This is a genomic window from Rugosimonospora acidiphila (assembly GCF_039543385.1).
In the GTDB taxonomy this organism is placed as follows: domain Bacteria; phylum Actinomycetota; class Actinomycetes; order Mycobacteriales; family Micromonosporaceae; genus Rugosimonospora; species Rugosimonospora acidiphila.
The window spans coordinates 467,537-492,526 of the sequence record NZ_BAABJQ010000003.1 but is presented as its reverse complement, the minus strand read 5'-3'; the positions used below and the strand labels follow the sequence as shown (position 1 = coordinate 492,526).

21 protein-coding genes and 2 pseudogenes are annotated in these 24,990 nt (G+C 72.4%); 17 read left to right on the top strand and 6 right to left on the bottom strand.

The window, feature by feature from the left end; all coding sequences use genetic code 11:
* The 4 genes from ABEA87_RS07485 (at position 1) to ABEA87_RS07470 (ending at position 2,468) form a co-directional block, all read left to right on the top strand.
* Positions 1-258 (top strand): hypothetical protein, encoded by a 258-nt coding sequence (locus ABEA87_RS07485; protein WP_345627301.1) that lies wholly within the window; start codon positions 1-3, stop codon positions 256-258.
* A gap of 82 nt (positions 259-340) precedes the next feature.
* Positions 341-592 carry a Sec-independent protein translocase subunit TatA gene (tatA, locus tag ABEA87_RS07480; RefSeq protein ID WP_345627299.1) on the top strand — a complete coding sequence of 84 codons (252 nt, stop codon included), beginning with the start codon at positions 341-343 and terminating at the stop codon, positions 590-592.
* Positions 593-615: 23 nt separating this feature from the next.
* Entirely contained in the window at positions 616-1,551 is a 936-nt protein-coding gene (gene tatC, locus ABEA87_RS07475; RefSeq protein ID WP_345627297.1) for a twin-arginine translocase subunit TatC, read from the top strand.
* Positions 1,548-2,468, top strand: coding sequence for a diacylglycerol kinase family protein (locus ABEA87_RS07470; protein WP_425570792.1), 921 nt, complete (start codon positions 1,548-1,550; stop codon positions 2,466-2,468). Before tatC ends, ABEA87_RS07470 begins: the two co-directional genes overlap by 4 nt.
* A 61-nt stretch (positions 2,469-2,529) precedes the next feature.
* On the opposite strand, the gene ABEA87_RS07465 is transcribed toward ABEA87_RS07470, so the two are convergent.
* Positions 2,530-3,285 (bottom strand): HAD family hydrolase, encoded by a 756-nt coding sequence (locus ABEA87_RS07465; protein WP_345627293.1) that lies wholly within the window; start codon positions 3,283-3,285, stop codon positions 2,530-2,532.
* Between the two features lie 159 nt (positions 3,286-3,444).
* Between ABEA87_RS07465 and ABEA87_RS07460 the strand changes: the two genes are divergently transcribed.
* Positions 3,445-6,210, top strand: a complete 2,766-nt coding sequence (locus ABEA87_RS07460) for a DEAD/DEAH box helicase (protein ID WP_345627291.1) — start codon at positions 3,445-3,447, stop codon at positions 6,208-6,210.
* Positions 6,211-6,315: 105 nt separating this feature from the next.
* Here ABEA87_RS07460 and ABEA87_RS07455 read toward each other — a convergent pair whose 3' ends face one another.
* Positions 6,316-7,233, bottom strand: a complete 918-nt coding sequence (locus ABEA87_RS07455; RefSeq protein WP_345627289.1) for a 5'-3' exonuclease — start codon at positions 7,231-7,233, stop codon at positions 6,316-6,318.
* A gap of 185 nt (positions 7,234-7,418) precedes the next feature.
* Here ABEA87_RS07455 and ABEA87_RS07450 point away from each other — a divergent pair, with 185 nt between their 5' ends.
* Entirely contained in the window at positions 7,419-8,558 is a 1,140-nt protein-coding gene (locus tag ABEA87_RS07450; RefSeq protein ID WP_345627378.1) for an acyl-CoA dehydrogenase family protein, read from the top strand.
* Between the two features lie 88 nt (positions 8,559-8,646).
* Here ABEA87_RS07450 and wrbA read toward each other — a convergent pair whose 3' ends face one another.
* On the bottom strand, positions 8,647-9,261 hold the full coding sequence (gene wrbA / locus ABEA87_RS07445) for an NAD(P)H:quinone oxidoreductase (RefSeq protein ID WP_345627287.1): 615 nt from the start codon (positions 9,259-9,261) through the stop codon (positions 8,647-8,649).
* A 30-nt stretch (positions 9,262-9,291) separates the two neighbouring features.
* Positions 9,292-10,830 (bottom strand): MFS transporter, encoded by a 1,539-nt coding sequence (locus ABEA87_RS07440; RefSeq protein ID WP_345627286.1) that lies wholly within the window; start codon positions 10,828-10,830, stop codon positions 9,292-9,294.
* Between the two features lie 149 nt (positions 10,831-10,979).
* Here ABEA87_RS07440 and ABEA87_RS07435 point away from each other — a divergent pair.
* Positions 10,980-11,473 (top strand): annotated as a pseudogene (locus tag ABEA87_RS07435) (Lrp/AsnC family transcriptional regulator); the annotation flags it as partial.
* Here ABEA87_RS07435 and ABEA87_RS07430 read toward each other — a convergent pair.
* Entirely contained in the window at positions 11,452-12,033 is a 582-nt protein-coding gene (locus ABEA87_RS07430) for a histidine phosphatase family protein (RefSeq protein WP_345627283.1), read from the bottom strand. The pseudogene ABEA87_RS07435 and the gene ABEA87_RS07430 sit on opposite strands and share 22 nt — an antisense overlap.
* 117 nt (positions 12,034-12,150) lie before the next feature.
* Between ABEA87_RS07430 and ABEA87_RS07425 the strand changes: the two genes are divergently transcribed.
* The gene (locus ABEA87_RS07425; protein ID WP_345627281.1) at positions 12,151-12,702 is read left to right on the top strand and encodes a TetR/AcrR family transcriptional regulator; all 552 of its coding nucleotides are present in this window, start codon (positions 12,151-12,153) and stop codon (positions 12,700-12,702) included.
* 163 nt (positions 12,703-12,865) lie between these two features.
* Here ABEA87_RS07425 and ABEA87_RS07420 read toward each other — a convergent pair whose 3' ends face one another.
* Entirely contained in the window at positions 12,866-14,272 is a 1,407-nt protein-coding gene (locus tag ABEA87_RS07420; protein ID WP_345627376.1) for a KamA family radical SAM protein, read from the bottom strand.
* A 180-nt stretch (positions 14,273-14,452) separates the two neighbouring features.
* Between ABEA87_RS07420 and kdd the strand changes: the two are divergent.
* The 9 genes and pseudogenes from kdd to ABEA87_RS07375 all read left to right on the top strand — a co-directional run.
* Positions 14,453-15,469 (top strand): annotated as a pseudogene (gene kdd / locus ABEA87_RS07415) (L-erythro-3,5-diaminohexanoate dehydrogenase); the annotation flags it as partial.
* 74 nt (positions 15,470-15,543) lie between these two features.
* On the top strand, positions 15,544-17,085 hold the full coding sequence (locus ABEA87_RS07410; protein WP_345627279.1) for an amidohydrolase: 1,542 nt from the start codon (positions 15,544-15,546) through the stop codon (positions 17,083-17,085).
* Positions 17,069-18,664: a lysine 5,6-aminomutase subunit alpha gene (gene kamD / locus ABEA87_RS07405; RefSeq protein ID WP_345627277.1), complete on the top strand. Its 1,596-nt coding sequence runs from the start codon at positions 17,069-17,071 to the stop codon at positions 18,662-18,664. The genes ABEA87_RS07410 and kamD overlap by 17 nt, the downstream gene beginning before the upstream one ends.
* Complete coding sequence (kamE, locus tag ABEA87_RS07400; RefSeq protein ID WP_345627275.1) at positions 18,661-19,410, top strand: lysine 5,6-aminomutase subunit beta; 750 nt, start codon at positions 18,661-18,663, stop codon at positions 19,408-19,410. Before kamD ends, kamE begins: the two co-directional genes overlap by 4 nt.
* Positions 19,407-19,781 (top strand): 3-aminobutyryl-CoA ammonia lyase, encoded by a 375-nt coding sequence (kal, locus tag ABEA87_RS07395; RefSeq protein ID WP_345627273.1) that lies wholly within the window; start codon positions 19,407-19,409, stop codon positions 19,779-19,781. The genes kamE and kal overlap by 4 nt, the downstream gene beginning before the upstream one ends.
* Before the next feature lie 101 nt (positions 19,782-19,882).
* Entirely contained in the window at positions 19,883-21,208 is a 1,326-nt protein-coding gene (locus ABEA87_RS07390) for a glutamate mutase L (protein ID WP_345627374.1), read from the top strand.
* A gap of 675 nt (positions 21,209-21,883) precedes the next feature.
* On the top strand, positions 21,884-23,569 hold the full coding sequence (gene lnt / locus ABEA87_RS07385; protein WP_345627372.1) for an apolipoprotein N-acyltransferase: 1,686 nt from the start codon (positions 21,884-21,886) through the stop codon (positions 23,567-23,569).
* Between the two features lie 94 nt (positions 23,570-23,663).
* On the top strand, positions 23,664-24,167 hold the full coding sequence (locus ABEA87_RS07380; RefSeq protein ID WP_345627272.1) for an FxsA family protein: 504 nt from the start codon (positions 23,664-23,666) through the stop codon (positions 24,165-24,167).
* A gap of 216 nt (positions 24,168-24,383) precedes the next feature.
* Complete coding sequence (locus ABEA87_RS07375; protein WP_345627270.1) at positions 24,384-24,983, top strand: YdeI/OmpD-associated family protein; 600 nt, start codon at positions 24,384-24,386, stop codon at positions 24,981-24,983.
* Positions 24,984-24,990 lie beyond the last annotated feature (7 nt).

Here is a 24,990-nt window from a genome sequence, read left to right as displayed (position 1 = left end):
ATGATTTGGTGGATCGTCACCGGTGTGGTGGTAATTGCCGTGGTGGTGCTGGTGCTGGTGGTGCTGCCGGTGCTCCGGCGGCTGCCCGGACTGCGCCGCGCCGCGATGAAGATTCGCCAACGCGCCGTTGACACCCAGGAACTGCAAAATTCGGTGTCCGCGCTGCAGGAACGATTAGCGCAGGTCAGCGCCCATGTGGAGGCGACCAGGGATCGAGCGGCCGAGATCAGGAATCCGCGGCCCGACCGGCGACCTTGAACCAGGCCAACGGGCTAGGGCTTTTCGGCCGCGAAGAACGTATTATGGGCTCGTCAATGACAAGACAGTGAGGTGGCTTCACATGGGTGCGCTCAAGCCGTGGCACATCGCCATTCTGGCGGTTCTGCTGATTCTGCTGTTCGGCGCCAAGCGCCTGCCCGACGCTGCTCGGGGCCTGGGTCGCTCGATGCGGATCCTGAAGGCCGAGACGAAGGGTCTGGCCGAGGACGACGTCAACGCGAAGGCTGAGGCTCAGTCCGCCCGCCAGCCGCTGGACAGCCAGGCTTCGCCGGCGCCCGTGGTCGAGCCGGTCGAGCGCGTCCGCGAAAACTAGCCGAGCGGAGGAGGAGCTTCCCCGTGGCTCTCCCGGTGCGTCGGCGAGGCAAGACTCAGTTCGAGCGCGCCTCCGACGGCTCGATGACGCTGCTCGATCACCTGCGCGAGCTGCGTACCCGCCTGTTCAAGGCGGCTTTGGCGATCGTGTGTGGCATGATCGTCGGCTGGTTCCTGTCCAAGCCGGTTCTGGACCTGCTGGAGACGCCCTACTGCAACGCCACGAAGAAGCCGGGTCAGAGCTGCGGTGAATTCCTCGCGTTGGACCCCACGGGCCCGCTGGCCCTGCAGGTCAAGGTCGCGCTGATCGTCGGGCTGATCGTGGCCGCGCCGTTCTGGCTCTACCAGCTGTGGGCGTTCATCGCGCCGGGGCTGCACCGCAGCGAGCGGCGGTGGGCCTATGCCTTCGCCACGTTGGCCGCGCCGCTGTTCGCGCTGGGCGCCTGGCTGGCGTACATCATGCTGCCCCGGGCGCTGGACTTCCTGCTGAACTTCGGCGGTTCCCACGTCAGCTTCACGTTCGAGCTGTCGAAGTACATCGGCTTCGTCACGAACCTGGTGCTGCTGTTCGGCCTCGCGTTCGAGTTCCCGCTGGTCGTCATGCTGTTCAACATCGCGGGGCTGGCCTCGGCGAAACGGCTGGTGGGCTGGTGGCGCCCGGCGATCCTGGTGTTCTTCGTGTTCGCGGCGATCGCTATCCCGACCGGCGACCCGTTCACCATGACGGTGCTGGCGCTCGGCCTGACCGCGCTGTATTTCGGCGCGGTGCTGTTCGCGTACTTCAACGACAAGCGCCGCGCTCGACGTCATCGCGCCACCTTCGGCGACGTCGGTGATGACGAAGTCTCGCCGCTGGACTACGACAACGGTGACCCGGTCGAGGCGGGTGAACCCGTCAGCGTGATCGAGCCGGTGGCGCCGCCGCGTCCGCTGGACCGCCACTTCGACGACATCACCTGATCACCGTGACGCAAATCGGCGACTCAGGGCCGGTCGCGGTGCTGCTCAATCCGTCCGCTGGGCGGGGGCGGCACCGCGACGCCCTGCCCGGCGTGCTGGAGCGGCTGCGCGCCACCGGGCGTGAGGTGACGGTGCTGCCCGCCGGTTCGGTGGACGAGGCGCTGGCGTCCTGTCGCGGCGCGGTCGCGTCCGGCGTCAGCGCGCTGGTCGCCGTGGGCGGTGACGGCACCATCCACCTGGGGTTGCAGGCGGTGGCCGGCACCGGCATCCCGTTCGGCGTGGTGCCGGCCGGCACCGGCAACGATTTCGTGGTGGAACTGGGCCTGCCCGACGAGCCGGTCGCCGCCGCGGCGGCGGTCACCCGGGCGCTGGACGGCGGCAGCATCCGCAAGGTCGACCTGGGCCGGTTGACCGACGCCGGCGGCAACGTGCGCTGGTTCGGCGCGGTGCTGGCGGCGGGGTTCGACGCGATCGTCAGCGAGCGTGCCAACCGGATGCGTTTTCCGAGGGGCCCCCGCCGGTACGACGTGGCGATCGTGGCGGAGATGCTGCGGCTGCGCCCCCGGCGGTACACGATGGTCCTCGACGGCGTCGAGCACCAGCTCGACGCGGTGCTCGTGGCGGTCGGCAACACGGCCCGCTACGGCGGCGGGATGCGCATCACCCCGGACGCCGACCCGACCGACGGGCTGCTGGACGTGGTGGTGGGCGGCCGGCTGGGCCGGGTCGCGTTCGCCCGCATCAAGCCACACGTGTACCAGGGCACCCACGTGGGGCACCCGCTCGTCACCACGTACCGGGCGGCCACCGTGGAACTGCGCGCCGAGGGGATCGTGTCCTACGTGGACGGGGAGCGTGCCTTCCCGCTGCCGGTCACCGCGACCAGCGCCCCGGGAGCGCTGACCCTGCTGGCGTGAGCGCCGGCCCTCGCGCCGGCGCGGCACGGACGGCTCACCCCGGTGTCCCGGGCCGGCGCGCTCAGGCCAGGCCGGCCAGGCTGAGTACCGCGCCGAGCCCGTTGGCGGCGCCCGCCTCCGCGGCCGGCACCAGGTAGGCCCGGCAACCGGCCCGGACCGCCGCCGCGTCGGCCGTGGTGTCGCCGACCATCAGTGCCTTCTCCGGCGGCACCCCGAGGGTGGCGCAGGCGTGTTCGAAGATCGCCCGGTCCGGCTTGCACCGGCCGATCTCGTAGGACAGCACGTAGCCGTCGATGAGGTCGTCCAGGCCGTGGGCGCGCGTGATCGGCCGGATGTCGAAGCCGATGTTCGACAGCACCGCCACCGGTACCCGGGCGGCGCGCAGCGCCCGGAGGGTCGCGGCGGTGTCCGTGTACGGCAACCACCCCTCCGGTACCAGCAGGCGGTCGTACAGGGCGTCGGCGAGCCCGTCCACGCCGCACTCGACCGTGGACGCCAGCCCGGTGAACGCGGCCCGGTGCGCGTACGCCGACAGGTCCCGGTCGGCCCACACCTCGGCCAGGTGTGGGGGCACCCGCTGGGGGAGCGGTCCGCCCGCCCGGCCGGCGGTGACCAGGCGGTCGGCCAGGGCCGTGGCGCGTATCCGGTCCAGGGCGGCGCCGCAGGCGGCGGCGGCCTCCCGTACCCAGGTCACGGAGTCCTCGACCTGCATGAGCGTGCCGTGGAAGTCGAATAGCACGGCGGCCGGGGGCTCGGCGCCCGGCGTGAGCCGGGACAAATGATCACGGTCGGCGGGCGATTCTTCGTGATCGGACACGACGAGCACCATACCGATGGGCGGAACGGGGGTCGCAAGGTGACCGGCCGCCCGGCCCATCGTCCGGGTTCGGACCGTTGCGCCCGTGTTTGTGGCGCTATTCGTGCCGGCCGGGACGCCTCGTCTCTCGCCGGCCGCATGGACGGTAGCCTTTCAGGTATGACCAGCCCCGCCGAGCGGTACGCCGCGGCCCGCCGGCGGGCGGCCGAGGCATCGCGCAGTCCCGCGCTCGCCGAGTTCGCATCGACCATCGGCTTCACCCTGGACCCGTTCCAACGGGAGGCGTGCGAGGCGCTGGAGCGCGGCAGCGGCGTCCTGGTGTGCGCGCCGACCGGGGCCGGCAAGACGGTGGTCGGCGAGTTCGCCGTGCACCTGGCGCTGGTGCAGGGCCGCAAGTGCTTCTACACCACGCCGATCAAGGCCCTGTCCAACCAGAAGTACCACGACCTGGTGGCCCGGCACGGCGCGGCGAAGGTCGGCCTGCTCACCGGCGATAACGCGATCAACGGGGACGCGCCCGTGGTGGTGATGACCACCGAGGTGCTGCGCAACATGCTCTACGCCCGCTCGCCCGCGCTGGACGGACTGTCGTTCGTGGTCATGGACGAGGTCCACTACCTCGCCGACCGGTTCCGTGGCGCGGTCTGGGAAGAGGTGATCATCCACCTGCCCGCGGCGGTGACCCTGGTGTCGCTGTCGGCGACCGTGTCCAACGCCGAGGAGTTCGCCGACTGGCTGGTCACCGTCCGGGGCCGGACCGAGGCGGTGGTCAGCGAACACCGGCCGGTGCCGCTGTGGCAGCACATGCTGGTCGGCCGGCGAATGTTCGACCTGTTCCACGACGCGGAGGCGGCGCAGAAGCACGACGTGCACCCGGAACTGCTGCGGCACACCCGGGAGATGGTCCGGCGGATGGATCTCGACCCTGGGCGGGGGCGGCCGGGCCGGCGACGGTGGCCGGGGCCACTGCGCGCGGACGTGGTCGAGCGCCTGGACCGGGAGGCGCTGCTGCCGGCGATCCTGTTCATCTTCAGCCGGGCCGCCTGCGACGCCGCGGTCCAGCAGTGCCTGCAGGCCGGCCTGCGGCTGACCACACCGGACGAGCGGTCCGAGATCCGGGCGCTGGTGCAGGCGCGCACCACCGACATCAACGCCGAGGACCTCCAGGTGCTCGGGTACTGGGAGTGGCTCGACGGGCTGGAGCGCGGGCTGGCCGCCCACCACGCGGGGATGCTGCCGGCGTTCAAGGAGATCGTCGAGGAGCTGTTCGTCCGCGGCCTGGTCAAGGCGGTGTTCGCGACCGAGACGCTGGCGCTGGGCATCAACATGCCGGCGCGCTGCGTGGTGCTCGAACGGCTGGTGAAGTTCAACGGCGAGGCGCACGTGGACCTGACGCCGGGGGAGTACACGCAGCTGACCGGCCGGGCCGGGCGGCGCGGCATCGACGTCGAGGGGCACGCCGTGGTGGTGTGGGCGCCCGAGGTCGATCCGCGGCACGTGGCGGGGCTGGCCTCGACGCGCACCTACCCGCTGCGCTCCAGCTTCCGGCCCTCGTACAACATGGCGGTCAACCTGGTCGGCTCGATGGGCGGCGACCGCGCCCGGCAGCTGCTGGAGTCCTCGTTCGCGCAGTTCCAGGCGGACCGCTCGGTGGTCGGTTTGGCCCGTCAGGTGCAGCGCAACGTGGACACCGCGCGCACCTACGAGGCCGAGATGGAGTGCGACCGCGGGGACTTCGGCGAGTACTTCGACATCCGGGTGGCCATCGGCGAGCGGGAGCGGTCGCAGGCCAGGGCCAGCGCCCACCAGCGGCGCAGCGCGGCGGTCGCCTCGCTGGAGAAGCTGCGGGTCGGCGACGTCATCCGGGTGCCGTCGGGGCGGCGGGCCGGCCTGGCGGTGGTCCTCGACCCGGGCACCGGCGCGTTCAACGATCCGCGCCCGCTGGTGCTGACCGAGGACCGGTGGGCCGGCCGGATCTCGGCCGGGGAGTTCCCCGGGCCGGTGGAGGCGCTGGCCCGGGTCCGGGTCCCGAAGCACTTCAACCACCGCTCGCCGGCCGAGCGCCGGGACCTGGCGGCGGCCCTGCGCGCCGCCGGGGTGGACCCCCGCGCCGGCCGGCGCGGTTCGCGGCGCGGCGGTGGGGAGGATCGCGAGCTCGAACGGCTGCGCCACGCGCTGCGCGCCCACCCGTGCCACGCCTGCCCGGACCGGGAGGAGCACGCCCGGTGGGCGGAGCGCAAGCACCGCCTGGACCGGGACAACGCCACCCTGCGCGACAAGGTCGCCAACCGGACCGGGTCGCTGACCCGCACCTTCGACCAGGTCTGCGCGCTGCTGGAGCGGCGCGGGTACCTCCGCTCGGCCGACGGGACGCTGGGCGTGACCGACGCCGGTCGGATGCTGGCCCGGGTGTGGACGGAGGCGGACCTGCTGGTGGCCGAATGCCTGCGCCAGGGCGTGTGGGACCAGCTGTCCCCGCCGGAGCTCGCCGCCGCGGTGTCGGTGGTGCTGTACGAGGCTCGCCGCGAGAGCGACGAGCGGGCCTCGGTGCCCAGGGGGCCGGTCTCCGACGCGATCGAGCAGACCCTCGTCATCTGGTCGGGACTGGAGAGCGACGAGGCGTCCCACGGCCTGGAGCTGACCCGGGAGCCGGACCTCGGGTTCGTCTGGCCGATCTACCGGTGGGCGCGCGGCGAGCCGCTGTTCAAGGTGCTGTCCAGCGTGCACACCCTGGACGGGGACATGCCGGCCGGCGACTTCGTGCGGTGGGCCCGCCAGGTGATCGACCTGCTCGGCCAGCTCTCCGACGCGTCCGGGGCGCCGGCGGGGGTGCGGCGCAGCGCCCGCGAGGCGATCGCCGCCGTCAACCGGGGCGTGCTCGCGTACGCCGCGGTGGGCGCGGCCGTCCCGGCCGCCGACGTCTGAGGCGGTGCCGGCAGGTCGCGGCTCGGCACGTCGCGGCGCCCGCCACCGGAGCGGGCCGGCACCGGGAGGGTCCACGCCGGGGCGGCGGACCGGGGCGCGAGTCGCCTAGCGCGCCGCGGCTGCCATCGCGTCGACCAGCCGGGTGGTGGGGCCGGCGAGGTTCCACTGCTGGGCCAACTTCAGCAGGCCCTCGGGGTCGGCCGGCGCGCCGGGTAGGACGGTGTCGAACTCCGGGATCGGGGCGTCGCGGGCCACCTCGACGACCTTCGGCGCCACGGCGAGGTAGGGGCCGGCCGAGGCGAGCTTGGCGCGCAGCCCGGCGGCGAAGCCGGCCGCGGGGTCGTCCAGGGCGGCCAGCACGCCGGCCAGGCTGCCGTACCGGTCGATGAGCCGGGCCGCGGTCTTCTCGCCCACCCCGGGCACCCCGGGCAGCCCGTCGCTGGGGTCTCCGCGCAGCGCCGCGAAGTCGGCGTACCCGGCGGCCGGCACCCCGTACCGGGTGCGCACCACCGCGTCGTCGAACACCTCCAGCTTGGCCACGCCCCGGCCGCAGTACAGCACCCGGATCGGGACCTCGTCGTCGACCAGCTGGAACAGGTCCCGGTCGCCGGAGGCCACCTCGACCGGGCCGGGCTCGCGGGCGGCCAGGGTGCCCAGCACGTCGTCGGCCTCGTACCCGGCGGCCCCGACGGCCGGAATGCCCAGCGCGGCCAGCGCCTCGAGGATCACCGGTACCTGGCCGACCAGCCCGTCGGGCACCTCCTCGCCGCCGGCCGGGGACAGCCGGTGCGCCTTGTACGACGGGATCAGCGCCACCCGCCAGTCGGGGCGCCAGCTCTCGTCCAGCGCGCAGACCAGCCGGTCGGGCCGGCGGGTGCGCACCAGGGTGGCGAGCATGTCCAGGAAGCCGCGCACGGCGTTGACCGGGGTGCCGTCCGGGGCGCGGGCGGCGGACTCGGGTACGCCGTGATAGGCGCGGAAGTACAGGCTGGCCGAGTCGATCAGCAGCAGAGGCCGGGGCACGGGTACAGCGTAGAGCCTGGGCTGCCGCCGCGCCCCAAACGGGCGTTAAGCTAATTGCCGACCCTGGACGCCGGCGTCCGCGATCAACGGGCGGCGGCGCGATTCCAACAACCCACGGAGTTGATGCCGCTGTGAGCGCCGAGCTTGCGGGCCGGCGGACGGACCCCGGGCGGCCCACCGGCGCGGTGCCCCGGGTGCTTCCGACCGAGGAAGCCTATGACCTGCTCGAACTGACCCAGGAGATCGCCGACCGGGAGTTGGCGCCGCGGGTCGCGGACTTCGAGGCGCGGGGTGAGTTCCCCCGCGAGATCATGCGCGTATTGGGCCGCGCCGGGCTGCTCGGGCTGCCCTACCCGGTCGAGTACGGCGGCGGTGGCCAGCCGTACGAGGTCTACCTGCAGGTCCTCGAACTGCTGGCGGCGCGGTGGCTGGCGGTGGCGGAGGCGGTCAGCGTACACACGCTGGCCTGCTACCCGGTCGCCGCGTTCGGCACCGACGAGCAGCGCAAGCGCCTGCTGCCCGAGTTGGTGGGCGGCGAGACGCTCGGGGCATACTGCCTGTCCGAGCCGGCCGGCGGCTCCGACCCGGCGGCGATGACCACCCGGGCGCGGCGCGACGGCGACGGGTACGTGATCAACGGGACCAAAGCCTGGATCACCCACGCCGGCCAGGCCGACTTCTACAACGTGTTCTGCCGCACCGGCGGGCCGGGCGCCGCCGGCATCTCCTGCCTGCTGGTCGACGCGGGTACGCCGGGCCTCGCGCCGCAGGCGCGCGAGCGCACCATGGGCCTGCGCTCCTCGCCGGTGGCCCAGGTGGTGCTGGACGAGGTCCGGGCGCCGGGCGACCGGCTGGTCGGCGAGGAGGGCTCCGGGTTCCGGATCGCCATGCGGGCGCTGGACTCGGGCCGGCTGGGCATCGCGGCCTGCGCGGTCGGGCTGGCCCAGGCGGCGCTGGACTACGCGGCCGGCTACGCCCGGGAGCGGGAGCAGTTCGGGCAGCGCATCGTCGACTTCCAGGGGCTGGGCTTCCTGCTGGCCGACATGGCCACGGCGGTGTCCGCGGCCCGGGCGCTGGTGCTCGCGGCGGCCCGGCTGCGCGACGCCAACCTGCCGTACGGGGTGGAGGCGGCCAAGGCCAAGCTGTTCGCCACGGACGCGGCCATGCGGGTGACCACCGACGCGGTGCAGGTGCTGGGCGGGTACGGGTACGTGTCCGACCATCCGGTGGAGCGGTACATGCGCGAGGCGAAGGTGCTGCAGATCGTCGAGGGGACCAACCAGATCCAGCGACTGGTGATCTCGAGGGACCTGGCGCGCGGCTGAGCCGTCGCACCGATGCGGCGCCGGGGTGGCTCCGGCGCCGCACGGGTGAGTCAGGGGCCAGGTCCGTGGCCTGTTGCGAGGCGTCGACCTACTGCCCGGCGGTGGTCTGGGCCAGCGACTGGGCGAGGTTGACCGCCCGGGTCGTGGTCAGCGCGGTCGCGGTCAGCGCCACCTGGTCGGGGGGCAGCGTCCCGTTGTTGCTGGTGTGCGAGCCGCCGTACGGGTTGCCGCTGACGAACTGGCCGGGCTCGGTGTACCCGGGGGTGATCACGATGCCGCCCCAGTGGTACACCGTGTTGAACAGGGCCAGCAGGGTGGACTCCTGGCCGCCGTGCGCGGTGGCGGTGGAGCAGAACCCGGAGTAGACCTTGTTGGCCAGCTTGCCCTGCGCCCACATCGACCCGGTCGTGTCGATGAACTGCTTGAGCTGGGCGGCGACGTTGCCGTACCGGGTCGGTGTGCCGAAGATGACCGCCTGGGCCCAGTCGAGATCGTCCAGGGTGGCCTCCGGTACCTCCTGGGTGGCCAGCCGGTGCGCGGCCCAGCCCTCGTTGGACGAGACCGCCTCGTCGGGGGCCAGTTCGCGCACCTTGCGCAGGCGCACCTCGGCACCCGCCTTCTGGGCGGCCTCCTGCGCCGCCAGCGCCATCTGGTAGGTGATGCCGGTGGCCGAGTAGTAGATGATTGCCGCGTTGACCTTCATGGCGCCGCCACATACCCTCGGCCACCGCCGTCAAACCGTAGCCAGACCGCTACCGTCCGTTCGGGTTCCGGGCTGGTGGGGTGCGCCGGAGTCGGACGGCTCGGCGGTCAGCGGGGTGGCCAGGTCCTCCAGGCTGCGCCGCTCGGCCTTGACGCCGATGGCGGCCTCCACCAGCCCGGCGAGGATCATCAGGATGGCGCCGACGGTGAACGCCAGCACGGTGTCGCCGACCTTTCCGGTGCCCACGAGCTTGGCGAACAGCAGCGGCCCGGTGATCCCGCCGGCGGCCGTACCGACGGCGTAGAACACCGCGATGGCCAGTGCCCGGGTCTCCATCGGGAAGACCTCGCTGACGGTCAGGTAGGCGGCGCTGGCCCCGGCCGAGGCGAAGAACAGCACCACGCACCAGCACAGGGTCAGGGACAGGGCGCCGAGTACGCCGGTGTGGAACAGCCAGGCGGTGCCCAGCAGCAGCAGGCCGGACAGCAGGTAGCTACCGGCGATCATGGGACGGCGCCCGACGGTGTCGAACAGGGGCCCGAGCAGCAGTGGCCCGAGCAGGTTGCCGCCGGCGATCATCAGGTAGTACCAGCCGGTCGAACCGGAGGGCACCTTGAAGAACGTCTCCAGGATCTGGGCGAAGCCGAAGGTGACCGCGTTGTAGAGGAACGCCTGCCCGATGAACAGCGACAGCCCCAGGATCGAGCGCTTGGGGTACCGGGCGAACAGGGTGCGCACGATCGTCCACAGTCCGATGGAGCGGCGCTGGCGGATGCTGATGAAGCGGTCCGGCTTCTCGAGCCGCTCGCCGGTCTGCTGTTCGATCCGCTGCTCGATGCCGCCGACCAGTTCCTCCGCCTCGCGGCCCCGGCCGTGGATGAACAGCCAGCGGGGGCTCTCCGGCACGTTGCGGCGCACCAGCAGGATCACCAGGCCGAGTACGACGCCCAGGCCGAACGCCAGCCGCCAACCGACGTTGACCGGGAAGTCGTTGAGTACCGGGATGGTCACCACGGCGCCGATCGCCGCGCCGAGCCAGAACGTGCCGTTGATGGCCAGGTCGACCCGGCCGCGGTGGCGGGCCGGGATGAGCTCGTCGATGGCCGAGTTGATCGCCGCGTACTCGCCGCCGATGCCCAGGCCGGTGAGGAACCGGAACAGGAAGAACCACCAGGAGCTGAACGACAGCGCGGTGGCCGCGGTGGCCGCCAGGTACACGCCCAGCGTGATCATGAACAGCTTCTTGCGGCCGAACCGGTCGGTCAGCCAGCCGAAGAACAGCGCCCCGACGCACGCACCGGCCACATAGGACGCCGCGCCGAAGCCGCTGACCTGGCTGGCCGTGATGTGCACGCCGCTGCCGGCCTTGGCCAGCTGCCCGGACAGGTTGCCGACGATGGTGACCTCGAGCCCGTCCAGGATCCAGACGGTGCCGAGCCCGATGATGATTAACCAGTGCCAGCGGGCCCAGGGCAGGCGGTCCAGCCTGGCCGGGACGTCGGTCCGGACGATTTCCCCGTTCGCCGTCGCATCGCTGTTCGCCGCATCGCTGTTCGCCGTATCGACCATGTCACGCTCCCCATGTCATGCCGCGGCCGTAGCCGATCTTTGGCTTCCCGATGCCGCGAATCGGCAAACCAGGAGGTCGGCGGCTGGCGGAGGCGGGCGCCGCCGGGGGGCGTCCGCGCGGCGGCGCGGGGGCGGGTAGGTTCTTCGCCGTGGAGGCGATCGACCGCGCGATTCTGACCGCGCTGTCCGGGGACGGCCGGCTGTCGTACACCGACCTGGCCGAGCGGGTCGGGCTGTCGGTGTCGGCGGTGCACCAGCGAGTCCGCCGGCTGGAGCAGCGCGGCGTGATCAAGGGGTACGCGGCGCGGATCGACTATGAGGCCATCGGGCTGCCGCTGACCGCGTTCGTGGCGATCCGGCCGATCGACCCGGCGGCGCCCGACGACGCGCCGGAGCGGCTGTCCGGGCTGCCCGAGATCGAGTCCTGCTACTCGGTCGCGGGGGAGGACTTCTACCTGCTGCTGGTGCGGGTCAAGAGCCCGAGCGACCTGGAGCGGCTGCTGCAGGAGATCCGCACCGCGGTGAACGTGACCACCCGCACGACGGTGGTGCTGTCCACGCCGTACGAGGGCCGGGCCGCGCCGGTCGGCCGGTAGTTCGCGGCGGGCCCAGGCCGAGGTCTCAGGCGGCGCCGACCGGCGCGTTCCAGAGCACGATCGCGGGCAGGTGGTGCTCGAAGCCGAGCGCCGAGACGGTGGCGGTGCTCAGCAGCAGGCCGGCGCCGTGCGAGGCGTCCAGGCCGATCCAGCGGGCGCCGCACACCCGCAGCGAGTGGCCGTGCCCGACGAGTACCACGTCGTCGTCCCCGGCCGCCAGCTCGCGGGCCCGGGCCAGGGCCCGGTCCATCCTCGCGCCGACCTGCTCCGGCGACTCGCCCTCGGGGCAGCCGTCGCGCCACAGGCTCCAGTCGGGGCGCCCCTCGTGGATCTGCTTCGAGGTGATCCCCTCGTACGCGCCGTAGTTCCACTCGGCCAGGTCGTCGGAGGTCTCGGTGACCGTCAGCCCGGCCAGTTCGGCGGTGCGCCGCGCTCGGCGTAGCGGGCTGGACAGCACGGCGCCGATCCGCCGGCCGGCAAGCCCCGGGCGCAGGGCCTCGGCCTCCCGTTCGCCATCGGGCGTCAGGGGCAGGTCGGTGTACGACGTGTGCCGCCCGTTCGCGCTCCACTCGGTCTGGCCGTGCCGGATCAAAATGATGTCACCCACGTCGTCCATTGTCGGATACCGGCAAATCTGGCGTCGGCGAGAGGCCCCCTCTTGTGACACAGGCGATAGCCGTTAGGCTAACATTGTTAGCCGTACCGGATCTCTGGAGGAGTGCGGATGCCTCGGCGCGCAGGCCTGACCGTGGACAAGGTAGTGGAGCTGGGGCTGTCGATCGTGGATCAGTCGGGCCTGGACGGGTTGACGCTGGCCCGGGTGGCCGAGGCGGCGGGGGTGGCCACGCCGTCGCTGTACAAGCACGTGGCCGGGCTGCCGGATCTGCGTGAGCGGGTGGCCGGCGAGGGGATCGCGGGCCTGTCGGACCGGGTCCGTCAGGCGGTGATCGGGGTGTCCGGCGACGAGGCGGTGCGGGCGTTGATGGGGGCGTACCGGGCGTACCTGGTGGAGTTCCCGAACCGGGCGGGACTGCTGGTCGCGCCGCCCCCGGCGGCCGGACGCCGGGAGGACCTGCTCGCCGTCGTGCTCGCGGTGCTGAGGGGCTACCGGCTGGAGGGGGCGGAGGCGATCCACGCGGCCAGAATCCTGCGCTCCAGCGTGCACGGCTTCGCGGTGCTGGAGGCGGCCGGCGGGTTCGGGTACCGGGAGGATCTGGACGAGAGCTTCGGCCGGCTGGTCGATGTCGTGGTCGCCGGACTGCGCTCCGGCGCCTGATCGATCACAACCTAGCGTCCTAGGATGCCGTAGGGAGTGTGACCCCGATGTCCACCGACCTCAAAGGTCAAAAGCAAAAAGGAGTTTCACCGAAACACCCTGAGGCCCGGCCAGATCGGCCGGGCCTCAGGGGCTGGGAAAAGGTTGGGTCGACCCGACCGGGTCAGTCGACGTGACACTCCTGCTTGCGCCACCACCGTTGCCCGGACGGGGGCAGGGTGTCGATCGGGTCGTAGTAGGGATACCGACGGACGAGCGCGTCGGCGTCGTCGCGCTCGATCGAGGTGCGGTAGTTCTTCGTCCAGTACGAGATGCCGTGCTCCCGGTCGTACTCGGTGAGCATGTGTACCCAGCGCTTACCGACGAAGGGTACGTCGCACACGATGCGCGGGGTGGCGTATCCGGGCAGGTATCCCATGATGTCGTGCTGGAGGTCCTGCGCCTGCCACACGGCGACCCGCCAGTGCTCGGCGCCGGGGATCATGTCGCACATGTAGAAGTAGTACGGCAGGATGCCGGCCTCGCCCTGCAGCGCGAAGCACAGTTCGAGCAGGTCGAGGCCGCTGGCGTTGACCCCGCGCAGGAGCACGCCCTGGTTGCGCACGTCGCGCACGCCGACCTGCCGGGCGGTCTGCGCGGCGCGGGCGACCAGCGGGGTCAGCGAGTTGACGTGGTTGATGTGGGTGTGGATGGCGAGGTTGACGCCACGCTGGGCGGCGATGGTGGCGACCCGGCCGAGGCCCTCGACGACGTCGGGTTGCAGCCAGTGCTGGGGTAGGCCCATGAGCGCCTTGGTGGCCAGGCGGATGTCGCGGACGGTGTCGATGGCCAGCAGCCGGGTGAGGAAGGTTTCCAGGTGACGCCAGGGCACGTTGGCGACGTCGCCGCCGGAGACGACGACGTCGCGGACTCCGGGGTGGGTGCGCAGGTAGCTGATGATTCCGTCGTACCGGTCGGTGGGGCGTGGGGTCAGCCGCAGCTTCTTGACCGCCGGGGTGGAGTTGCCGACCAGGTCCATGCGGGTGCAGTGGCCGCAGTACTGGGGGCAGGTGGAGAGCAGTTCGGCGAGCACCTTGGTGGGGTAGCGGTGGGTGAGCCCTTCGGCGACCCACATGTCGTGCTCGTGCAGGGAGTCGCGGGTGGCGTAGGGGTGGCTGGGCCAGTCGGTGCGCCGGTCGGAGGCGACGGGCAGCATGTAGCGGCGCACGGGGTCGGCGTAGAGCCGGTGGATGTCGGGGACGGTGTGGGGCACCATGGTGTTGATCATCTGGGGTGGTACCAGCATGGACATGGTGGCGTTGGTGCGCTGGTCGGCTTCCAGGTCGGCGTAGAACCGTTCCTCGATCAGGTCGCCGTAGACGTCGCGCAGGCCGCGGACGCTCTTGACGCAGTGGGCGCGTTGCCACTGGGCGGATTCCCATTCCTGCCGGGTGACGTGGCGCCAGCCGGGCAGTCGGGTCCAGTCGGGTTCGACGAGTTCGCGGCGGCGGTACTCGTGGGGTTGGCCGGCGCCGGAGCTCGCCGGGGCGGGGCGGGGTGGAGCGATCACGGCTGTCGGTGAGTGGGTGATGGCCACGGTGCCTCCCTCGACTTGGCCCGGTTGACCAGACGGAGGTGGAAGATATCCTGTTACCACTTCAAGGTACAGGAAGTCTTTTCGTTTGTGACGATCGTGCGGCAAAGTTTCGGACGCTCGGCGCGGATTTGAGATGATCGGCGCCCATCGTGGCGACGTTCGAGGGGCGGCGGAATGACCTCAGCTATCGGGTTGCATCGGGTGATCGAGCCGGCGGGCGTGTTGCCGCAGGCGGCGAGCCGGTTGGACGCGTCGCCGGCGGTCGGCCGGGACGAGGTGCGGGTCGCGGTGGAGCGGCTCAATCTGGACGCGGCCAGTTTCCGGCAGTTGTCGGAGAAGCACGGTGGCGACGGTGACGCGGTGCGGGCGGAGGTGCTGGAGATCATCACCTCACGGGGCAAGATGCACAATCCGGTGACCGGCTCGGGCGGCATGCTGATCGGCACGGTGCAGGAGGTCGGGCCGGATTCGCCGCTGGGACTGGTGCCGGGCGACCGGGTGGCCACGCTGGTGTCGCTGACGTTGACGCCGCTGGTGGTCGGCGACGGGCTGGTCGGATGGGACGGCCTGACGGAGCAGGTGCCGTGCAGTGGTCACGCGATCCTGTTCGGCCGGTCGGTGGCGGCGGTGCTGCCGGCGGATCTGGACGCCGCGTTGGCGCTGGCGGTGTTGGACGTGTGTGGGGCGCCGGCGTTGACGGCACGGGTGGTGGCCGGGTATGAGCGGCCTCGGGTGGCGGTGCTGGGCGGGGCGGGTAAGAGCGGGTGCCTGTCGCTGGCGGCGGCGCGGCGGGCGGGTGCGGCGCTGACCGTGGGCGTGGTGCCGGATGAGCGTGAGGCGGGGTTGCTGCGCGGGTCGGGGTTGGCGGATCGGGTGGTGGTGGCCGATGCCCGGGATCCGGTGGGCCTGGCCGCGGCGGTCGGCGAGCCGGTGGATGTGGTGGTGGTGTGCGTGGACGTGCCGGGCTGCGAGCACGGGGCGGTGCTGGCCGCCGCGGCGGGGGGCACGGTGGTGTTCTTCAGCATGGCGACGTCGTTCTCGGCGGCGGCGTTGGGCGCGGAGGGGTTGGCGGCGGACGTGACGATGCTGATCGGGAACGGGTACGTGCCGGGTCATGCGGGGTACGCGCTGGAGCTGGTGCGTACGGTGCCGGGGGTGGCGGGGTTGTTCGGGCGGCGGTTGTGGCCGGATCGGGTGCCGGTCGGGTTCGGCGCGCCGGTGGGGGGTTGCGTCGTTGGTTCGCCGGCGGCGTCAGACTGATGGGTATGACCCCAAGTACCTTGTACCGCAACGGCCGTGTCTACAGTCCGGCCGATCCTCGGGCTACCGCTGTGTTGGTGCGCGATGGGCGCATCGCCTGGTTGGGTGAGGCCGGTGACGAGCCGTCCGCCGATCGGGTGGTTGATCTGGCCGGTTCGCTGGTCACTCCGGCGTTCGTGGACGCGCATGTGCATGCCACCAGTACCGGGATGGCGCTGTTGGGCCTTGATCTGTCGGGGGTGTCCTCGGCGGCGGAGGTGTTGCGCCGGGTGTCGGAGTTCGCGGCGGGGTTGCCGGGTGATGCCGTGGTGATCGGGCACGGTTGGGACGAGTCGGGGTGGCCGGTGCGGGAGCCTCCCTCGGCGCCGGAGTTGGATCGGGCGGCGGGTGGTCGGCGGGTGTACCTGTCGCAGGCCAGTGTGCATTCGGCGGTGGTGTCGACGGCGTTGTTGGCGGTGGCGGACCCGTCCTTGCTGGGTTGGAACGCGCGGGGGTGGTTGCGTCAGGACGCGCATCACGCGGTGCGTGAGGTGGCGTTGGGTTCGTTGTCGGTGTCGGCGCGGCGGGAGGCGCAGACGGCGGCGTTGCGGCGGGCGGCGTCGTTGGGGATCGCGGCGGTGCATGAGTGCGGTGGGCCCGGTACCTCCAGTGAGGAGGATTTCACCAGCGTGTTGGCGTTGGGTGGGCGGGGTTTGCCGGAGGTGTACGGGTACTGGGGGGAGTTGGGCGCGGCCGGTAAGGCGCGGGAGTTGGGTGCGGTGGGTGCCGGTGGTGATCTGTACGCGGACGGGGCGCTGGGGTCGCAGACGGCGCATCTGCGGGTGCGGTACGTGGACGCGGACACGTGCGGGCATGGGTACCTGACGGCGGATCAGGTCGCGGGGCATCTGGTGGACTGCACGCGGCTGGGGGTGCAGGGCGGGTTCCACGCGATCGGGGATCGGGCGATCGCGACGGTGCTGGCGGGTTTCGGGTTGGCGGCGGCGCAGGTGGGGGTGGACGCGATCCGGGAGGCTCGGCACCGGGTGGAGCATGTGGAGATCGTGGACAAGCAGCTGATCGCGGGGTTGGTGTCGTTCGGGGTGGTGGCCAGCATGCAGCCGGCGTTCGACCGGTTGTGGGGCGGGGAGCATGGGATGTACGCGCAGCGGTTGGGGGCTGCCCGGTCGATGGCGGCGAATCCGATCGGGGCGTTGGCGGGGGTGGGGGTGTCGTTGGCTTTCGGTTCGGATTCGCCGGTGACGCCGTTGGATCCGTGGGGGACGGTGCGGGCGGCGATGCTTCATCACAACCCGGTGTACCGGGTGGGGGTGCGTACGGCGTTCGCGGCGCATACCCGGGGTGGTTGGCGGGCGGTGCGCCGGGATGAGGACGGTGTGCTGTCACCGGGTGCGCCGGCCACGTTCGCGGTGTGGGACGCGGCGGGGGTGTCCGGCGGGTTGCCGGCGTTGCTGAGTTCGCAGGCGGAGGAGCCGGAGCCGGCGTTGCCGGTGTGCCGCCGGACGGTGCTACGCGGTGAGGTGATCTTCGATGGCGAGCAAGCTTGATCTGGATCGGGCGCAGGTGCGCCTGGCCCGGCAGTTGGCGCGGCGGGCCGGTCGGCCGGTGGTCGAGTTGGCCCGGGGGCATACGACGGTCGCGGTGGAGCGGGCCGTGTTGCGTCTGGCCGGGGTGGCGGGGGCCGATCCGGATGGCATTCCGTGGGTGAACCGGCTGGTCGACGCGGTGGTCGCGGATGTGGGGTTGGGGCATGGGGTGGCGGTGCCGGCGTTTCACGCGCTGGCGTCGTCGGGCATGGATGATCTGACGTTGCTGGCGCAGAAGGCGGCGGCGGGGTCGGTGCGGTTCGAGGTGCCGTCGGGGTCGGCGGCCACGGCGGCGCGGCGTTCGGCGCGGCGTTCGGTGGCGCGGGGGTTCCGGCAGATCGATCGGCGTCGGGCGGAGCGGGAGCGGTTGATCGCCCGGTTCGGGGCGGCCGGCCCGGGTCACGGCTCGCCTGGCGCTGCGCCGGGCGGGTCGAGCCGGCCGTGGATTTATCTGATCGTGGCGACGGGCGACATTTACGAGGACATTCCGCAGGCGCAGGCGGCGGCCCGGGCCGGGGCGGATGTGATAGCGGTGATCCGGTCGACGGGGCAGTCGTTGCTGGATTATGTGCCGGAGGGGGCGACCCGGGAGGGGTTCGCGGGTACGTACGCGACGCAGGAGAATTTCCGGCTGATGCGGGCGGCGTTGGATGAGACGTCGCGGGAGTTGGGCCGGTATGTGCGGTTGACGAATTACGCGTCGGGGCTGTGCATGCCGGAGATCGCGACGTTGGCCGGGTTGGAACGGCTGGACATGATGTTGAACGACAGCATGTACGGCATTTTGTTCCGCGATATCAATCCGGTGCGCACGTTCGTGGATCAGCGGTTTTCCCGGCAGGTCCATGCCCGGGCGGGGATCATCATCAACACCGGTGAGGACAATTATCTGACCACCGCGGACGCGGTGGATGAGGCGCACACGGTGACGGTGTCGCAGCTGCTGAACGAGTACTTCGCCAAGGAGGCGGGGTTGGCGGATTGGCAGTTGGGGTTGGGGCACGCGTTCGAGATCAACCCGGAGGTGCCGGATTCGTTCCGGTTGGAGTTGGCGCACGCGTTGCTGGCCCGGGAGTTGTTCCCGAAGGCGCCGTTGAAGTGGATGCCGCCGACCAAGCACATGACCGGGGACGTGTTCCGGGGCAATTTGCTGGACGGTTTCTTCAATCTGTGCGGGGTGCTGACGGGTCAGAGCATTCTGCTGGTGGGGATGATGACCGAGGCGGTGGTGACGCCGTGGTTGTCGGATCGGGACACGGCGCTGTCCAATGTGCGGTACGTGCTGGGGGCGTGTGGCGGCCTGGGTGAGGATTTCGTGCCGGCACCCGGCGGGTTCGTGCAGCGGCGGGCGCGGCTGGTGCTGGAGGAGTCGGTGGCGTTGCTGCGCCGCATCGTCGATGACGGGCTGCTGGAGGCGATCGGGGCGGGCACGTTCGGCATCATGCGGCGCCCGGCCGATGGTGGGCGCGGCCTTGACGGGGTGGCTCGGCACGAGGCGGACTACTTCAATCCGGCGACGGAGATCCTGGAGGGTCGATGAGTTCGGGTACTGTCGTGCGGCCGTACGGGGACACCACCGGTGACGGGATGGTGCAGTTGTCGTTCACCCTGCCGGTGGTGTGTGACCGGCGGGCGGAGGGTGCGGCGCTGCAGCTGGCCGGCAAGATGGGCATGGATCCGGCGATGGTGGTGCATTCCCGGCCGATCGGCGAGGGGTTCACGTTCTTCGTGGTGTACGGGCGGGTGAGTCACCTGGTGGACCTGTCCGAGGTGCGGGTGGCGGAGCGGGATTTCCCGGTGCTGCCGGCGAAGGAGATCAACGCTGTGGTGCGGCGGCGGTTGCGTCGCAAGCTGGTGGTGGTGGGTGCCTGCATCGGCACGGACGCGCACACGGTGGGCATCGACGCGATCCTCAACGTGAAGGGCATCGCCGGGGAGAAGGGGCTGGAGTCGTATCCGGAGTTCCGGGTGGTGAACCTGGGCGCCCAGGTCGGGGTGGCGGATCTGGTGGAGCGGGCGGTGACGGAGCGGGCCGACGCGGTGCTGGTGTCGCAGGTGGTCACGCAGCGGGACGCGCACCTGCACAACACTCGGCAGATGTCGGCGGCGTTCCGGGAGGCGTTGCCGGCCGGTCGGCGCCCGTTGCTGGTGGTGGGCGGCCCCCGGTTCGATGAGTTGATGGCCGAGCAGTTGGGGGTGAGCCGGATCTTCGGGCGTGGTACGACGCCGCGGGAGGTGGCCAGTTACCTGGTGCATGAGCTGACCGGTGCGGGGGTGGCCGGGTGAGCGTCGGGTTGACGGTGACGCACCGCCGGTACGTGCCGTACGGGCACGCGCATTACGCGGGTGGCCTGGTGGACGGGGCGTACGCGTTGGGCCTGTTCGGGGATGTGGCCACGGAGTTGTGTATCCGCACCGACGGGGATGAGGGCCTGTTCGCCGGGTATTCGGCGGTGCGGTTCGTGGCGCCGGTGCGGGCCGGTGACGTGGTGGAGGCGACGGGCCGGGTGGTGCGGGTGGGTACCCGCAGCCGGACGGTCGAGTTCGTGTTGACGGTGGTGTGTCGGGGCCGGCCGGATCGGCGGGAGTCGGCCGCCGAGGTGTTGGATCCGCCGCTGGTGGCGGTGGAGGCGACCGGCACCGTCGTGGTGCCGTGAGTCGGGTGCCGGCCGCCCGGCCGGCCGGTTCGGGTCGGGGTGGCGGGGCGGCGCGGCCCGCGCCGGTGGTCGAGCGTGCCGCGCGTCGGGCCGGGCCGCGGTTGGTGGTCTGCGCGGATGTCGGGTCGACGTTCACCAAGGTGGTGGTGGTCGACCTGGCCGGCGGGGCGCTGGTCGGGGCGGCGGCGCATCGGACGACGGCGGACACGGATGTGCTGGACGGGTTGGCCGCGGCGGTGTCCGCGGCCGGCGGTGACGGGTACCCGCTGCGGGTGTGTTCGAGCGCGGGTGGCGGGCTGCGGTTGGCGGTGGTCGGGTACGAGCGGTTGGTGACCGCGTCGGCGGGTGAGCGGGTCGGGTTGTCGGCCGGTGCCCGGGTGGTGCGGGTGTGCGCCGGGCCGCTGGACGCGTCGGGGGTGGCGGGGCTGGTCGAGGCGCGCCCGGATGTGGTGCTGCTGGTGGGTGGCACGGATGGCGGCGACGCGCAGGTGTTGACGCACAACGCGGCCCGGCTGGCCCGGATGCGGCCACGGGTGCCGGTGGTGGCGGCGGGCAACGCGGAGGCCCGGGACGAGGTGGTGGGGCGGTTGACGGCGGCGGGGGTGCCGGTGGTCGCGGCCGGCAACGTGTTGCCGCGCATCGGGGTGCTGGACGCGGGGCCGGCGCGGGCCGCGATTCGGGAGGTGTTCCTGCGGCATGTGATCGGCGGCAAGCGGTTGTCGCGGGGTCGGCGGTTCGCGTCGCTGGTGCGGGGCGCCACGCCGGAGGTGGTGCTGGGCGGGGTGGAGTTGCTGGGCGAAACGTTGGACGGGGACCTGGCGGTGGTGGACGTGGGTGGGGCGACCACGGACGTGTACTCGGTGCTGGCGCCGGATGAGGGCGGGGCGGCGCGGGAGGTGGCCGGGACGCTGTGGCGTGGCCGGACGGTGGAGGGTGACCTGGGCATGCGGGTCGGTGCCGCCGGGGTGGTGGAGGCCGCCGCCGGGCAGCGGTTGCTGGCCGATGGTGAGCGTGAGGTGCTGGCTGCGGCGGCGGCGGCGCGGGTGGCCGATGCGGGGCTGTTACCGGTGGACGCGGCGGGTTGGGCGGTGGACGCCCGGTTGGCGGGGTTGGCGACCACGGTGGCGCTGCGCCGCCATGCCCGGCCGGGACCGGATGGTGGGACGGGTCGGGACCTTCGCGGGGTGCGGCTGCTGATCGGTTCGGGTGGGGTGCTGCGGCACGGTCCGCCGGGGTTGGCGGGGCGGGTCCTGGCCGAGGCGTTGGGCGACCATGGGGGCGGGTGGGCGCCGCCCCGGTCGGCGCAGGTCGTGGTGGACGTCGACGGGGTGTTGGCCGCGGCCGGGTTGCTGGCGGCGGACCATCCGGACGCGGCGGCGGGGTTGCTGCGTTCACGGCTGTCCGGGGTGCGGTTCGCGGCGCGGTAGCGCGTGGGCGGGTCGACACGCCAGCCGCGACACGCCGGGTGGTCGTGCCTGATCCGAGGGGACCCGTTGACAGGCTCCGGGGGGCAGCGCGTACCGTCATCTGGTCCTACTTCGGGGAGCGACAAGGTGCGTGTCGTCCCTTCGTCCGCTGGTCGAGCGGTGGCGAACCAGCCGCCGCGGCGGCCAGGCCCAGCGGGCGGGGGTTTGGCGGGGCGACACGCGTCTGTTGTCGCATCGGTGGTACGGGCAGGGGGTTAAACGCGGCCAGTAGACAACGGTCAGGTGCGGGCGGCCAGCTCGTATCGGATCGGTCCGAAGGTCGCGGGGGATCGTAGCTGCCGCACCGGCCTGGGAGGGCCTGGGAGCACGGGGCGCGGCCAGTGGCCGCGCCCCGATTCCTTTGCCCGGCTCTTGCCTGTCTTCTCCTCTTTCGCCCCTGACACCCCGATCAGTGCCTGTTTCGCGGCGGGTGTCCTGGTTCGGCGGGCCGTTAGTGATCCAGATCGGTGACTCCGCTCGGCGTCCTTTGAGCGAGATGGGGCACAGTAGACGGGTGGTGAACGCATGACGGCGATCGAGGCGATCGGTGAGCCCGCCCCCCAACCGGCCGGTGAGCCGCCGGCCCCGCAGCAGACCGGCGAGCCGGCGCGCGAGGCTGCCGCCTCCGAGGCTCAGATGTCCGAACCGGCCCTGACCGGGGACGCGGCCGGGCCGGCGGCGACCGGTCGGGGTGGCGTGCCGCTGTGGGTCGGGGTGGTCCTGGCGCTGGCCGCCGGCGGGGCGATGCTGCTGTCCTTCCCGCCGTACGGCCAGTGGTGGCTGGCGCCGGTCGGGGTCGGCCTGCTCGCGGTGGCGGTGCACCGCCGCCGGTTGCGTGCCGGTGCCGGCCTGGGGGCGCTGGCCGGGGCGGCGCTGTTCGCGCCGCTGCTGGACTGGACCCACATCGTGGGCGGGGTGGCCCCGTGGCTGCTGTTGGCGGCCTCGCAGGCCGGGTACCTGGCGGTGCTGGGGCTCGCGGCGGCGTGGTGCGGCCCGCTGATCGACCGGCACCGGTGGGTGTGGCCGCTGGTGACGGCCACCCTGTGGGTGGGCCAGGAGGCGCTGCGCGACCGGGAGCCGTTCGGTGGCTTCCCCTGGGGGCGCCTGGCGTTCAGCCAGGGCGACTCGGCGCTGCTGAGGTTCGCCGCCCTCGGCGGCGCCCCGCTGGTCACGTTCGCGGTGGCGCTGTGCGGCGGGTTGCTGGCCGCGGCGGTGTGGCGGCCGTGGCGGTCGCTGCCGCGGCGGGGCCGGATCCTGGGCGGGGCGGCCGCGCTGGGCGCCGTGCTGGTGGTGCTGGCCGGGCTGGTGGTGCCGCTGACCCAGCCGAACGGCAAGACGCTGACGGTCGCGGTGATCCAGGGCAACGTGCCCCGGTTGGGGCTGGACTTCAACGCCCAGCGCCGGGCGGTGCTCGACGACCACGCCAACGCCACTCTGAAGCTGGCTCAGCGGGTCGCGGCGGGCACCGCGAAGCAGCCGGACATCGTGATCTGGCCGGAGAACTCCAGCGACATCGACCCGCTGATCCCGCAGGACGCGGACGCCCGGGCGGAGATCAACGAGGCGGCCACCGAGATCAAGGCGCCGATCCTGGTCGGCGCGGTGCTGGAGGGGCCGGGGCAGAACCTGCGCAACGCCGGGATCGTCTGGCAGCCGGGTACCGGCCCGGTCACCCCGTACTACGTCAAGCAGCACCCGGTCCCGTTCGCCGAGTACATGCCGATGCGCGGGCTGGCGCAGATGGTCAGTAGCCGCGCCGCCCTGGTCGGCAACTTCGTGCCCGGGCACCGTTCCGGGGTGTTGAACATGGGCCCGGCCACGGTCGGCGACGTGATCTGCTTCGAGATCGCCTACGACAACCTGGTCCGCTCGTCGGTCACCGGCGGCGGACAGCTGATCACGGTGCAGACCAACAACGCCGACTTCACCACGGCCGAGGCCCGCCAGCAGTTGGCCATGGTGCAGTTGCGGGCAGTGGAGCACGGCCGGGACGCGTTGATGGCCTCCACGGTGGGGGTCTCGGCGTTCGTCACGTCCGACGGCAAGGTGCACGACGCCACCCAGTTCAACACCGCGGCGGAATTGGTCCGCACGCTGCGGCTGGGGCAGGAGCAGACGCTGGCTACCCGGCTGGGCGCGGTGCCGGAGTTCGTGCTGGCCGGCGTGGCGGTGCTGCTGCTGGTAGCGGCCGGCGTGGTGCGCCGGGACCGCCGACGGGTCGCCCTGGCCGGCCGGTCGCTGGGCGACCAGGCCCGCTCCGACCAGGCCCGCTCCGACCGGGCCGGCTCCGATGAGGCCGAGCGGCCCGACGCGTTGGCGTGAGGGCGTGCCTGGTCGCGGGGAACGCGCACCGGCGTGCCATTGTTGAACGGGGGGTGGACGGCGTGAGCCGTCATTCGGCTCAGGGAGGCCGCTCATGCAGCGAGTTGTGGGTTTGGCCGCGATTGGCCTCATCGTCCTGATCGCTGCCGAGATTGTCGCTTTCGTACTGGTAGCGCATTGGCTCGGGGCCCTACTGGCGGTGGTTCTGCTGCTGGCCTTGTCGCTGGTGGGCGGCGGGCTGCTGCGCCGGGAGGGCGCGCGGGCCTGGCGGCGGCTGCGGGCCGCCGGCATGGACGGGCGGCCGATGGGCTCCGACGTCAGCCAGGGCCTGCTCGGCCTGCTCGGCGGGCTGCTGCTGGCGGTGCCCGGATTCATCACCGGCGTGCTGGGGTTGGCCCTGCTGGTGCCGCCGGTGCGCAGGCTGGCCGGGGTCGGGATGCAGCGGCTGGCCGAGCGCCAGCTGTCCTCGGCGGTGGCCGGTGACCTGTTCGGCCCCCGGCGGGTACGGGTACGCCCGGGGCAGCCGTTGCACGACCCGCAGCCCTCGGGCGCGCAGCGCGGCGCCCCGATCGAGGGCGAGATCATCGACCCCCGGTAAGAGCCCGCGCGGCGGGAGCGCCGCGGGCAAGCCTCGACCCCACGCTTGATCCATTCGGGCGCCTTCGGGGCACCGCACCGACGACGAGACCGCCGAGGTCGGCCGCCTGGGTGTCGGCCGACTGGCCCTGCGGTGAGGCCGGGCACGCCCGCCGACGCGCGGCTGGGGGGCGATCAAGGACCGTCCCTGACCGGGTCCTGCCGTAGCGTCGCGGGGGTGAGCGACGACATCGTGGAGTTGACCGTGGCCGACGAGCGGGCCTGGGGGCGGTGGCTGGGCGAACATCACGCCGACTCGGCCGGGGTGTGGTTGACGCTGGCCAAGCGGAACACGACCCGGCCCACCAGCCTGACCTACGACCAGGCGTTGGACGAGGCGCTGTGCCACGGCTGGATCGACAGCCAGGTCCGGCGGGGCGACGAGACCACTTACTGGCAGCGGTTCACCCCGCGCGGACCGCGTAGCCGCTGGTCGGCGCGCAACGTCGCGATGACCGCCCGGCTGATCGACGCGGGCCGGATGCGCCCGGCCGGCCTGGCGCAGATCGAGTTGGCCAAGGCCGACGGCCGGTGGGAGGCTGCCTACGCGGGGCCGGCCACCGCCGAGGTACCGGAGGACCTCGCCGCCGCGCTGGCCGCGTCACCCCGGGCCCAGGCGATGTTCGACATCCTCACCTCGCAGAACCGCTACTCGGTGCTGCACCGCGTCGAGGCCGCCAAGCGGGCCGATACCCGGGCCCGGCGCATCGCGCAGTTCGTCGACGCGCTGGCCCAGGGCCAGACGGTGCACCCGCAGAAACGCACCCTGGATGGCTGACCGGCAC

Coding starts and splice junctions, on each gene's coding strand:
- ABEA87_RS07485 (WP_345627301.1), top strand. CDS start 1: ATGATTTGGTGGATCGTCACCGGTGTGGTGGTAATTGCCGTGGTGGTG.
- tatA (WP_345627299.1), top strand. CDS start 341: ATGGGTGCGCTCAAGCCGTGGCACATCGCCATTCTGGCGGTTCTGCTG.
- ABEA87_RS07460 (WP_345627291.1), top strand. CDS start 3,445: ATGACCAGCCCCGCCGAGCGGTACGCCGCGGCCCGCCGGCGGGCGGCC.
- wrbA (WP_345627287.1), bottom strand. CDS start 9,261: ATGAAGGTCAACGCGGCAATCATCTACTACTCGGCCACCGGCATCACC.
- ABEA87_RS07440 (WP_345627286.1), bottom strand. CDS start 10,830: ATGGTCGATACGGCGAACAGCGATGCGGCGAACAGCGATGCGACGGCG.
- ABEA87_RS07425 (WP_345627281.1), top strand. CDS start 12,151: ATGCCTCGGCGCGCAGGCCTGACCGTGGACAAGGTAGTGGAGCTGGGG.
- ABEA87_RS07410 (WP_345627279.1), top strand. CDS start 15,544: ATGACCCCAAGTACCTTGTACCGCAACGGCCGTGTCTACAGTCCGGCC.
- kamD (WP_345627277.1), top strand. CDS start 17,069: ATGGCGAGCAAGCTTGATCTGGATCGGGCGCAGGTGCGCCTGGCCCGG.
- kamE (WP_345627275.1), top strand. CDS start 18,661: ATGAGTTCGGGTACTGTCGTGCGGCCGTACGGGGACACCACCGGTGAC.
- lnt (WP_345627372.1), top strand. CDS start 21,884: ATGTCCGAACCGGCCCTGACCGGGGACGCGGCCGGGCCGGCGGCGACC.
- ABEA87_RS07380 (WP_345627272.1), top strand. CDS start 23,664: ATGCAGCGAGTTGTGGGTTTGGCCGCGATTGGCCTCATCGTCCTGATC.